This window comes from Hyphomicrobium sp., from assembly GCF_036780825.1.
Taxonomy (GTDB): Bacteria; Pseudomonadota; Alphaproteobacteria; order Rhizobiales; family Hyphomicrobiaceae; genus Hyphomicrobium_C.
Genome location: NZ_DAIQCD010000005.1, coordinates 20,870 through 31,770 on the forward strand (window position 1 = coordinate 20,870; position 10,901 = coordinate 31,770).

The window sequence follows — 10,901 nt, forward strand, 5'->3', positions numbered from 1 at the left end:
AGCGTCAAACCGGCCGCAACCCCGAGTACGTATTGGAGTAGGCTCACCAAGCGAGTGAAAAATCGATCGATCCGGCGGCAATCTACCGAGTGGCAGGCGCGGAGAGTTCGTGGATGCTGAACGTTTGATCTGCGTCGATCCACACCTTAGTCGGCTGCCAGCCGGCCTCGCGCGCCATCTCGCGGAACTGCGCCACCGTATACTTATACGAGTTCTCGGTATGGATGCTCTCGCCAGCCTGGAAGTGAAAGTGCCGGCCGGCGATCCGCACGTCTTGCGCGACGGAGCTTACGAGATGCATCTCGATACGGCCCTCGTGCGGGTTGTAGAGTGCCCGGTGGCGGAACGTCGCGAGATTGATCGCTGCACCAAGCTCACGGTTGATACGGCGCAGGAGATTGAGATTGAAGGCCGCTGTAACGCCGGCTGCGTCGTCATAGGCCGCCACCAGGCGACGCTCGTCCTTCCGGAGATCCACGCCGACGATCAGGCGGCTTTCTCCTGACAGGACTGCACGGAACGAACGCAACAGCACAACGGCCTTTGCAGGCGCCAAGTTACCGATCGTCGATCCCGGAAAGAAGCCGACCTTCGGGCGCACGGCGAGATCACCCTCGAGGCGCAACGGAGCGGAAAAATCACCCACGGCCGGACGGATGTCGAGGTCAGGGAAGCGTGCGGCCAGACGGCGCCTCGCGGCAACAAGGGCCGAACCGGAAACGTCAATCGGCACATAAGTGACGCCCCGCGGAGCGTGCCGAAGAAGGATCTCTGTTTTACGGCTCGAGCCGGATCCAAACTCGACGAGCACACCGTCCTTTGGCAGATCCCCGATCATCTCGCCGGCATGCGCGTTCAGGAGCTCCGTCTCGGTTCGCGTCAAGTAATATTCCGGAAGGTGCGTGATCTCTTCGAACAGCGCGCTGCCGGCGGAGTCATAAAAAAAGCGAGACGGAAGCTCCTTCTGCGGCTTGGAAAGCCCCGCCGTCACGGCTGCCTCAAAATCATGGGAAGCCGCGGCGTCCGCCTCTTCGCTTTTTCGGCGGCCGATGGAAAGAGTGGAGGCCCGCATATCAGCCGCCATCCGTCGCGAGCCTCACACCGGCGAACTGCCAGCGCTGGTGCGGATAGAAAAAGTTGCGGTAGCTGGGGCGGGTGTGCCCGTCCGGCGTTGCGCAGGAAGCTCCGCGCAGCACCTGCTGGCTCACCATGAACTTGCCATTGTACTCGCCGATCGCACCCGCCGGGGGGCGATATCCCGGATAGGGCAGATAAGCGCTTTGCGTCCACTCCCAAACGTCGCCGAACATCTGCCGCGGCCCGCCTGTCGTGGAGGCGCCGGCCGGCATTGGCCGCAACGCGCGCGTGCCGAGCAGGTTGCCTTCGATCGGCTCCTCCGCGGCAGCGATCTCCCACTCGAACTCCGTTGCCAGCCGATGTCCTGCCCAGCGGGCAAAGGCATCGGCCTCGTAATAGGAAACGTGCGAGACGGGGGCGTCAGGCTCGATCGGCAAGAGGCCCTCCAAGGTCATCATGAGCCAGGTGCCGTCCCGCTCCTCCCAGTAGAGCGGGCTCCGCCAGCCTTTGCTATTCACGCGCGTCCAGCCGTCAGCGAGCCAAAGCGAGGCGGTGCGATAGCCGCCATCGGCCATGAATGCCAGCCACTCGCCGTTCGTCACCAGCCGGTCCGCGAGCCGAAACGGGCGCACGAGCGCATCGTGGCGCGGCCCCTCGTTATCCCAGGCAAAGCCTTGGCCCTCGTGGCCCACCTCGAACGTGCCGCCGGGATAGGCGATCCACCCCGCTGACGCATCGCTCGACGGCCCGTTCATGGCCGCCCGTAAAGCATGCGGCTCGTGATAGGCGGGGCGCAGAGGATTGGTCGCGAATAACGCCAGGATGTCGGTGAGCAGGAGTTCCTGATGCTGCTGCTCGTGATTGATGCCGAGTTCGATAAGCCTGGCCACGTCTCCACCCGGCTCGAGCCCGCCCGCCAGCAGCCGCTCGAGGGCCTCGTCCACGTGCGCGCGATAGCCGAGCACACGTTCGGCCGACGGCCGCGTGAGAAGGCCGCGAGCCGGCCGCGGATGCCGCTCGCCCTGGCTCTCGTAGTAGGAATTGAAGCAATAGTTAAAAGCATCGTCGAAGATGCGATAGCCGGCAAGATACGGCTTCAGCACGAACGTTTCGAAAAACCAGGTGACGTGTGCAAGATGCCATTTCGTAGGACTGGCATCGGGCATCGCCTGCACGACCATGTCTTCCGCGCTGAGCGGGCTGGCCAGCTCGAGCGAGAGGCGGCGGCTGTCGCGCAGCCTATCCGCGAGCGTACGGCCCTGCCCTCGGATGACCGTGTGTGCAGGATCTGAAAACGTTTCGGATTGCGCAAGGGCGGGAGCAGGCATGGCGAAGCAACTCCTTGAGGCTGAGCCTGGTTCCCCAAAAAATGGGAGCGAGGCCGATCGGAGATGCCGCCTTCCGCAACGTTGCGATAGAGGCGCCTTGCCTATTCGGCAGGCTGGGACGCCTCCTCGTTTGCAGGCCGGCGGCGCGTGAAGAGCCGGCCGAGCCACCGGCAGATCACATAGAACACGGGCGTGAAGATGAGGCCGAAGACCGTCACGCCGATCATACCGGCGAACACGGCGGTGCCGAGCACTTGGCGCAGCTCCGCGCCAGCGCCGACTGCCCAAACGAGCGGCACCACGCCGAGAATGAAAGCCAGCGACGTCATCAGGATCGGCCGCATTCTGAGCCGCGCCGCCTCCTTGGCCGCTTCGAAGCGATCCTTGCCCTGCTGCTCGAGCTGCGCTGCAAACTCGACGATGAGAATGGCGTTCTTCGCCGCAAGGCCGATCAGCACGATAAAGCCGACCTGCGTCAGAATGTTGTTGTCCTGCCCGCGCAAGATGACCCCGCTGATCGAGGCGACGAGGCTCATCGGTACGATCAGGATAACGGCAAGCGGAAGAGTGAGGCTTTCATACTGCGCCGCGAGCACGAGGAACACGAATATGACGCCGAGCGCGAACGCGAATGCCGCCGTGTTTCCGGCTTTGATCTGCTGGTAAGCAAGCTCGGTCCATTCGAAGCTGAAGCCCTGCGGCAGCGTCTCCGCCGCGATCTTCTCCATGAGGTCGATGGCCTGGCCTTGCGAGTAGCCAGGCGCCGCCGTGCCATCCAGCTCCGCCGCCGGATAGAGGTTGTAGCGCGGCACGCGCGCCGGTGCCGAAATGTCTCGCACCGTCGTGAACGTTCCGAGCGGCACCGTGTCGCCCTGGTTATTGCGCACCCGGATGTTGAGCACGTCCCTGGTATTGGCTCGGAAATCACTGTCCGCCTGCGCCGTGACGCGGAACGTTCGCCCGAGCAGATTGAAGTCGTTGACGTAGGAGGAGCCGAGATAGGTCTGCAGCGCCGTGAACACATCCGACACGTCGATGCCGAGCATCTGCGCCCTGACGCGGTCGATATCGAGATAGAGCTGAGGCGTGGCGTTCTCGAACATCGAGAACACCTGCATGAGCCCTGGCGTCTGGTTCGCCTTCTCCATCATGGCGCCGACGGCCTGCTGGAGCGCGGCCGGCCCCGCGCCGAGGCGATCTTGGACCATCATGCGGAAGCCACCGGCGCTGCCGATGCCGCGCACGGGCGGCGGCGGCACGACGAGCACCATCGCCTCCTGGATCTCGGAGAATTTGGCGAGCAGCGCCTGCTGGATCGCCTGCGCCGACTGGTGCTCCGGATCCTTGGCGCGCTCGCTGAACGGCTTCAGCACCACGAACACCGCGCCAGCGTTTGGCGCGTTGGTGCGCGTCGCTCCGGAAAAGCCGACGATGCTGACCGCATGCTGGACCCCAGGCACCTCGAGCGCGAGTTCGACCACCCGCTTGTGGACCTCGTCGGTTCTCGCAAGCGAGGCGGCAGGCGGAAGCTGCGTGACGGTGATCAGGTAGCCGCCGTCGACCGCCGGGATGAAGCCGACGGGCGTCTTCTGGAACTCGTTCATCCCGAAAGCGATGATGCCGCCGTAGATGACGAGCATGACGAGCGCCATGCGAACCAGCCGGCCCACGAGCCAGGCATAGCCGGAGGCCATCTTGTCGAAGCTCCAGTTGAACACGCGGAAAAACGCGTGCACCGGCCACATCAAAAGGCTGCCCCGATGCTGGCCCTCGGTATGCGGCTTGAGGAGCATGGCGCAAAGCGCCGGGGAGAGCGTCAGCGACACGATCAGCGAGATCACCGTCGCGCCGGCGATGGTGAGGGCAAACTGCCGGTAGAACTGGCCGGAAATGCCCGTGATGAAGGCGGATGGCACGAACACCGCCGATAGCACGAGCGCGATGGCGATCAGTGCTGAGCCGACCTCCTCCATGGTGCGGTAAGAGGCTTCGCGCGGGCTCATTCCCTTGGCCATGTTGCGCTCGACGTTCTCCACCACGACGATGGCGTCGTCGACGACGATGCCGATGGCGAGCACGAGCCCGAACAGGGACAGGTTGTTGAGCGAGAACCCGAACGCCGCCATCAGGAAGAAGGTGCCGATGAGCGATACCGGGATCGCCACGATGGGAATGACCGCGGCCCGCCACGTTTGCAGGAAGAGGATCACGACGAGAACGACGAGCACGACCGCTTCGAGGATCGTATTCACCACCGCGTCGACCGATTGCTGGATGAACTCGGTAGGGTTGTAGATGATCGCGTATTCGAGCCCGGACGGGAAGCTCTTCGAAAGCTCCGCCATCGTCGCATTGATGCGCTCGGCTGTGGCCATGGCGTTCGAGCCGGGAAGCTGGAAGACGCCGAGGCCGGTCGCCGGATTTTTATCCAGGTAGGAGTTCACGCCGTAGTCGAGCGCCGCCAGCTCCACGCGCGCCACGTCGCGCAGCCGCACAACTGCCTCGCCGCTCTGCTTGACCACAATTTCCCCGAATTCGGCCGGATCGGCGAGGCGACCTTGCGTCTGCACCGAGATCTGGAACGCGCCGGGCTGGTCTATCGGAGGCTGATTGAGGATGCCGGCCGCCACCTGCACGTTCTGCCCCTGCAGCGCCGCCACGACGTCTCCCGCCGTGAGCGCCAGGGATTGAAGGCGATCGGGATCGAGCCACACGCGCATGGAGTAGTCGCGGCTTCCGAATACCGTGATCGAGCCAATGCCCTCGATGCGGCTCAGCACATCGACGACGTTGACGCTGGCATAGTTCGAGATGAACAGCGTGTCCCGAGACTGGTCGGGCGAGAAGAGATGCACGACCATCATGAGGTCGGGCGAGGCCTTGGCCACGGTGACGCCGATATTGCGCACGTCGGACGGCAGGCGCGGCTGCGCGATGGCGACGCGGTTCTGCACCTGCACCTGCGCGGTGTCGAGATCCGTCCCGAGATCGAACGTCACCGAGATCGAGAAGCGTCCATCACCCGTCGAGTTCGACGAGATGTAGAGCATGTGCTCGACGCCGTTGATCTGCTGCTCGAGCGGCGCCACCACCGTCGCGGCAACCACCTCGGCGCTGGCTCCGGGATATTGCCCGGTGACGTTTACGACGGGCGGCGCGATCTCGGGATACTGCGCAATGGGCAGCCGCTCGAGCGAGACCACGCCCACGATGATGAACACGATCGAGATGACGGCGGCGAAGATCGGCCGATCGATGAAGAAATGCGAGATGCGCACAGGTCTATCCTACCGCCCTGAAGCATGGGGCCAGGGTCCGGTTGTCCGGCACACTCTGGCCGCGGGATGTCAGTTCGTGCCGACGACGGGGTTCTTGGCCTCGCTCGTCGCTGTAACTTGCTGAGGCGCCACCTTGATGCCCGGCCGCACCCGCATGAGACCGTTGACGATCACGGTGTCGTCCGGATCGAGGCCACCCTTGACCACGCGCAGCCCGTCCACCACCGGCCCGAGGGTTACGAATTTCGGATTGGCGACGTCGTCCTCCGAGAGGGCGTAGACGAACTTGCGCACCTGCTCGGTGCCGATGGCGCTGTCGGGAACGAGCAACGCCACCTCCGGAGGAGACACCGCGATCTGAAGGCGCCCGAACATGCCGGGCGTGAGCTTCCCGTCGGCGTTCTTGAATTCGGCGCGGATGCGGATCGTGCCAGAGGACCGATCGATCACATTGTCCACGAAATCGATCTTGCCCTGATGCGAGAACGTATCCTCGTCGATCAGCTTGAGGCCCACGGGCAGCGACATGCCCCGGTTGCTGTTCTTCGAGGACTGCGCCGCATTGAGGTATTTGAGATAAGAGGCCTCGTCCATCGTGAACTCGAACCGGATCGGATCCACGGAAACGACGGTTGCAAGCAGCGTCGTGTTGCCGCTCGTGCCGCCCGTGACCAGATTCCCGGTCGATACGCGCCGATCGCCGATCCGCCCTGAGACGGGGGCCTTGAGCTCGGTGAACTGCAGGTCGAGTTCAGCCTGCTGGACGGCAGCCTGCTGGGCGGCGACGGACGCTTCCGCCACGCGCTCGGCCTGTATCCTCTGATCCAGCGTCTGCTGTGTGATGGACGTGCCGGGCACCAGATGCGAGCCGCGCTTCAGATCGGCTTTGGCGAACGCGAGGTTGGCCTCCGCCTGCGCGACTGCGGCTTTCGCTTGTGCCAGGACCGCCTCGAACGGCCGCCGATCGATGGTGAAAAGCCTGTCGCCCTCTTTGACGAGTTGGCCGTCCTGGAAATGAATCTGCTCAAGATAGCCGGATACGCGGGCCCGCACCTCCACGTAGTCGAGCGCCACGAAACGCCCCACATACTCGTCATAATCTGAGACGAGCTTGCGCACCGGCTTGGCTACGGACACCTTGGGCGCAGGCGGTGCTGCAGCCGCACCCGGTTGGGCGCTCTCCTGAGCCTCGCCGCACGCCTGAAGCATCAGCACGGGAAGCAGTGCAGCCGCGAGAGCGAAACGAAAACCACGAGGCCTCATAAGCCCTCCAGCCTGAAACTCGAGATCACATCCGGCTCCCAGCCAGCTCAGTATTGCGCCAGGAGCGAAATCTGGGAATGAGGTTGCAAACCGCGCGGGATCACGATTGATCCGCCGGCCAATCTACCCTAGAACCGAAGGACGGTACTGACCGGTAACATCCGCTTGGTACTGAGCGGTAACATAACAGTCAAGAGGCGATGAGCAAGACCTTGGCAGACAGACGGCGCAAATCTGATGCGGGCGAGGCCGCCCTCCCTCCTCGTGAGCGCATCCTGGCCGTCTCCTGCGACTTGTTCTACCGGCACGGCGTGCACGCCGTGGGCGTGGAGCTGATTGCCGAGGCAGCTCAGACCAATAAGATGACGTTGTACCGCCATTTCAAATCAAAAGACGAGCTTATCGTTGCCTATGCGCGGCGCCTTGCCGCCGAGGGCGAGGCGGTTTGGGAGCGCCTGGCGGTCGCATTCCCCGACGACCCGGAAAGGCGCTTGGCCGCCTGGGTGGACCATGTTGAGGAGATTCTGACCAGCTCGGCGGAGCGCGGTTGCGCGCTCGCCAATGCCGCCGTCGAGCTTCAGCCCAGCCATCCTGCGCGCACCGTGATCGAGGATTACAAGCGCCGCAAGCGCGAGCAGCTCGTCGGCCTCTTCGCGCAATCGCGCTACCGCAATCCCGAACTGCTGGCCGACGAGGTCTTCCTGCTTTTCGAGGGCGCGCGCATCAGCATTCAATGCGGCGGCCGCGGCCCGGCTCTGCGCGTGGTGGAAATGCTGCGGGATCTTCTCGCCGGTGCGCCGCGCGATATCTGAGCGGCCGCTGCCCTGCTACTTCCAGAGCCCGATGTCATCCCATTCGTCGGGCGGAATTTCATCCCCGATTTTATAGCTGAAGGCCAGCGCCTGCGTCTGGTCATCCGAAACCTTGCACTCGAACGAGAGCGCGTACCAATGGCTCTTGGCGCGCACGGCCGCGCCCTTGGCGGACACCACACTGCCATCAAAATGGGCGCGTTTGAACGTATCCGGCATCAACCTATCCGCCCCCGCCAGCCGCTTCTCCCGGCGCACGGTCTCGAGCCCCTTCATCACACACGCCTGGTGCGCGCGCTCCTCCGGCTCGAGTTTCATCAGCGACCTCTTGAGGGAACCCGCGGCAGCGGCCCCCGCATGGACCATGAGCACGAACCCAAACATGAACCCGAGCGGCTTGCGCACGTCTCCCCCTTCCCCAGTTCCGTCTCGCGCTTGCCGGAGGCGAGCCAGAAAAAACCGAGCGCATCGAGAACATGATCACGCTCTCGGGAGAGCGGGAGCACGTTCGCGCAGCACTATAGGATTTCAACAAGAGTGAACGCACTCTAACGACCAGCCAATTGTGGCAGCAATGCGCAACATCTCCCGAGATGCCGATCCAACGCGCTCAAGCTGTTCGGCGCGCACTTGGCCTCGCGGCATCCTGCACCGCGTGCTGGAGATCGGCGACAAAACGGCGGAACGCTTCCGCCCGCGCCGCGCGGTCCGGCAGCCTGAGGAGGAACGAGGGGTGGATCGTAACGAAAAGCGATCGTCCTGCTGCAATCTCCACCGCCTTGCCGCGCATGGCTTCGACGCCGGCCGGCCGGCCGAGCAACGCACGCGCCGCGCTGGCGCCCATGGCCACGACCACTCTCGGACGCACGATGTCGAGCTCCGCGACGAGCCAATGATTGCAGATGTCGATCTCGCCCGCGTTCGGCCGCTTGTGCAGGCGCCGCTTTCCGCGCGGCTCGTTTTTGAAATGTTTGACGGCGTTGGTCATGTACACCGTCTCGCGCTCTACGCCGGCCGCCACCAGCGCCTGATCGAGCATCCGGCCGGCCGGCCCCACGAACGGGTGTCCGGCGATATCTTCCTTGTCTCCCGGCTGCTCGCCGACGAGCATGACGGCCGCGGGCGCCGGCCCTTCGCCGAAAACGGTCTGCGTCGCATTGCGGTAGAGCGGACAGCGCCGGCAGACAAGAGCTTCCTCGCGCACACGCCGCAACGCCATTTCGGCAGCCCTCATTGCGGCTCCTTTCCGAACGCCTTTCTCAGTTCGTTCTTGGCACGCTCAAGCACTTGCAGGCGCCGCCGGGGAAGCCCGGAGCCGGCGCGATTAATGAAGAACGTCAGCATCGACATGGCGGAACGGTAGGGCGAGCTCTTGCGCCGCGTGCTCTGTTCCGCCGACCGTTTGAGAGAGCGCGCGATGTCCGCGGCGCGCGGCTTGGCGAACACGCCCTTTTCGAGATCGAGTGCATCGCTATGCTTGGTGACTTCGGCTGACCATTTGCGCCCCGCCGACGCCGCCCGCCGGTTGCGTGCGTTTCGGATCTTGCTCCGCGCGATATTACTTTTTTGGGGCATCCGCCTGCCTCCTCAAGGCAGAGCACGAGTGAGTGTGCTTATTGCCGTGGGCTCGGAGCGCGCTGTGCTCCCTGATGATCTTTATTGAAAACAGTATCCCGCCGCCGAAGGTTCCCCGTGCCATGGGAGAGCACGCGGACACGGCGCAACGCACCGGCGGCAAACCGTCGGTCTTCACGTAGCATCAGAGATGCGGGAAAGAGAGGGCCCCGCTCAGGGCTTTGCGACGTAGACGCGGCTCGCTGACGCCTGGCTCGGCCGCTCTTCTGCGAGATAGTAGCTGTTCACCCATCCGGTGACGCGCCCATAACGGATCGGACACCAGCTCGCGCGACAATTTCCGGTGATCTCCACCTGCCGGCCGGTCGCAGGAATGGACGCGATCTGCGCATGCGATTCCGAGGGGCCCCGCCGCACGTTGAGAACGTCGAAGCGATGCACACCCTTGACCCGGTAGAGTGACGCCGTACGGCGCGCCTCCCCAGCAGGCTCTGCAATCACGGGAGCGGTCTCGGGCGGCCTTTTGATCGGACGCTTCGGAAGATCGACGCGCTCGAGAGCAGCGTGTCGCTGAGAGGATGCCTTTTTGCCGGCGGAGGCCTTCGGCGGCACGGCACCCTCACGGACTACGCTATCGGCGGCGGACGCGTTGCCGGCCGTGTGTGCCCGTTCATCCGCCGCACCCGGCTGTTGCGCCATGCCGGCGTCAACACCAGCGGAAGGCTCCGATGCTGCTGTGCCCAGGCGGGCCGATGCTTCGAGCAGACCGGCCCCACCAAACCGCATCGACGGTCCATCCTCGAGGCTCGTTTTCGGGCTCTTGTCTCTGAGCGCCCCGGTCTCCGGGGGCAAGCTACGCTGGGGGTTCGCCTCCGCCACGGGCTCAGCCTCGCGAGCAGGCAGCACAGCGGCCACCTTCTCCTCGGTCTTGCGCGGCTCTGCGATCTTGCGGGGCTTCGCGGCTTCCTGGGGGGGCTGCGCCTTGCGAGCCGGCTTCTTCTCGGCGGCAGGCTTGTCTACGGCCCGCTCGGCCTTTGCGACGACCGCGGGCTTCTCGGCCTTGGGTGGCGTCCATCCAACGAGCGTGCCCGTCCCCTCCTCGCCGTCATCCACCTTGCGCCAGTGGATGCGCGCACCGTCTTGCCGGATGGTGAGGCAGCGTACGCCGGCATCGAACCAGCGGAACCATTTCGTGCAGAGCTGGTCGCCATCGACCCACCAGCGGCCGCGGTCCTTGGCCGAGCCGAGAACGGGCGCCAGCACGCCGGCCTCCGCCGACACGAGCCCGTCCTTGCCGAAGCGCATGGGAACCTTGGTGCCGAGCGGCGTGTCGATCTCGACGACCGACCCGGACACCGCTTTCTGAAGCTCTTCGCCCGTCACGGCGACCGGCTCGGCGAGTGCCGTGCCCGCAACCGACAGGGTTCCGATGAAGATGAAAGATCTGAGCAACGAACCGATCCTGACGCTACGCTACTCCGTGAGTTTCACCCTTCCTCCAACATCAAAGTGGCAGGAACAGGTTCTTCCCGACGCTCGGTTCAAAATTCGTCCCGTCCAGCAAGCGC

The 10,901-nt window shown here is 64.4% G+C and carries 9 protein-coding genes; 1 reads left to right on the forward strand and 8 read right to left on the reverse strand.

The annotated features are described in order from the left end of the window. Window positions 1-82: 82 nt before the first annotated feature. From egtD to V7P99_RS03885, 4 genes are all read right to left on the reverse strand, one after another. Window positions 83-1,072, reverse strand: a complete 990-nt coding sequence (gene egtD / locus V7P99_RS03870; RefSeq protein WP_333793470.1) for an L-histidine N(alpha)-methyltransferase — start codon at window positions 1,070-1,072, stop codon at window positions 83-85. A gap of 1 nt (window position 1,073) precedes the next feature. Then, window positions 1,074-2,405 carry an ergothioneine biosynthesis protein EgtB gene (gene egtB / locus V7P99_RS03875; protein ID WP_333793471.1) on the reverse strand — a complete coding sequence of 444 codons (1,332 nt, stop codon included), beginning with the start codon at window positions 2,403-2,405 and terminating at the stop codon, window positions 1,074-1,076. A 101-nt stretch (window positions 2,406-2,506) separates the two neighbouring features. Next, on the reverse strand, window positions 2,507-5,683 hold the full coding sequence (locus V7P99_RS03880; protein WP_333793472.1) for an efflux RND transporter permease subunit: 3,177 nt from the start codon (window positions 5,681-5,683) through the stop codon (window positions 2,507-2,509). 69 nt (window positions 5,684-5,752) lie between these two features. Next, a complete protein-coding gene (locus V7P99_RS03885; protein ID WP_333793473.1) occupies window positions 5,753-6,946 on the reverse strand; it encodes an efflux RND transporter periplasmic adaptor subunit in 1,194 nt (397 codons plus the stop codon). 200 nt (window positions 6,947-7,146) lie between these two features. On the opposite strand from V7P99_RS03885, the gene V7P99_RS03890 reads away from it, so the two are divergent. Continuing rightward, window positions 7,147-7,758 (forward strand): TetR/AcrR family transcriptional regulator, encoded by a 612-nt coding sequence (locus V7P99_RS03890; protein WP_333793474.1) that lies wholly within the window; start codon window positions 7,147-7,149, stop codon window positions 7,756-7,758. Between the two features lie 15 nt (window positions 7,759-7,773). Here V7P99_RS03890 and V7P99_RS03895 read toward each other — a convergent pair whose 3' ends face one another. The 4 genes from V7P99_RS03895 to V7P99_RS03910 form a co-directional block, all read right to left on the reverse strand. Next, window positions 7,774-8,163 (reverse strand): DUF930 domain-containing protein, encoded by a 390-nt coding sequence (locus V7P99_RS03895; RefSeq protein ID WP_333793475.1) that lies wholly within the window; start codon window positions 8,161-8,163, stop codon window positions 7,774-7,776. Between the two features lie 205 nt (window positions 8,164-8,368). Further along, window positions 8,369-8,992 carry a UdgX family uracil-DNA binding protein gene (locus V7P99_RS03900; RefSeq protein ID WP_333793476.1) on the reverse strand — a complete coding sequence of 208 codons (624 nt, stop codon included), beginning with the start codon at window positions 8,990-8,992 and terminating at the stop codon, window positions 8,369-8,371. Then, window positions 8,989-9,333 carry a DUF3175 domain-containing protein gene (locus tag V7P99_RS03905; RefSeq protein WP_333793477.1) on the reverse strand — a complete coding sequence of 115 codons (345 nt, stop codon included), beginning with the start codon at window positions 9,331-9,333 and terminating at the stop codon, window positions 8,989-8,991. The genes V7P99_RS03900 and V7P99_RS03905 overlap by 4 nt, the downstream gene beginning before the upstream one ends. Window positions 9,334-9,546: 213 nt before the next feature. Further along, window positions 9,547-10,785 carry an SH3 domain-containing protein gene (locus V7P99_RS03910; RefSeq protein ID WP_333793478.1) on the reverse strand — a complete coding sequence of 413 codons (1,239 nt, stop codon included), beginning with the start codon at window positions 10,783-10,785 and terminating at the stop codon, window positions 9,547-9,549. Window positions 10,786-10,901 lie beyond the last annotated feature (116 nt).

Excerpts from the sequence above, each read along its gene's own strand:
- egtB (WP_333793471.1), bottom strand. The coding sequence starts at position 2,405 with ATGCCTGCTCCCGCCCTTGCGCAATCCGAAACGTTTTCAGATCCTGCA.
- V7P99_RS03900 (WP_333793476.1), bottom strand. The coding sequence starts at position 8,992 with ATGAGGGCTGCCGAAATGGCGTTGCGGCGTGTGCGCGAGGAAGCTCTT.
- V7P99_RS03890 (WP_333793474.1), top strand. The coding sequence starts at position 7,147 with ATGAGCAAGACCTTGGCAGACAGACGGCGCAAATCTGATGCGGGCGAG.
- egtD (WP_333793470.1), bottom strand. The coding sequence starts at position 1,072 with ATGCGGGCCTCCACTCTTTCCATCGGCCGCCGAAAAAGCGAAGAGGCG.
- V7P99_RS03905 (WP_333793477.1), bottom strand. The coding sequence starts at position 9,333 with ATGCCCCAAAAAAGTAATATCGCGCGGAGCAAGATCCGAAACGCACGC.
- V7P99_RS03885 (WP_333793473.1), bottom strand. The coding sequence starts at position 6,946 with ATGAGGCCTCGTGGTTTTCGTTTCGCTCTCGCGGCTGCACTGCTTCCC.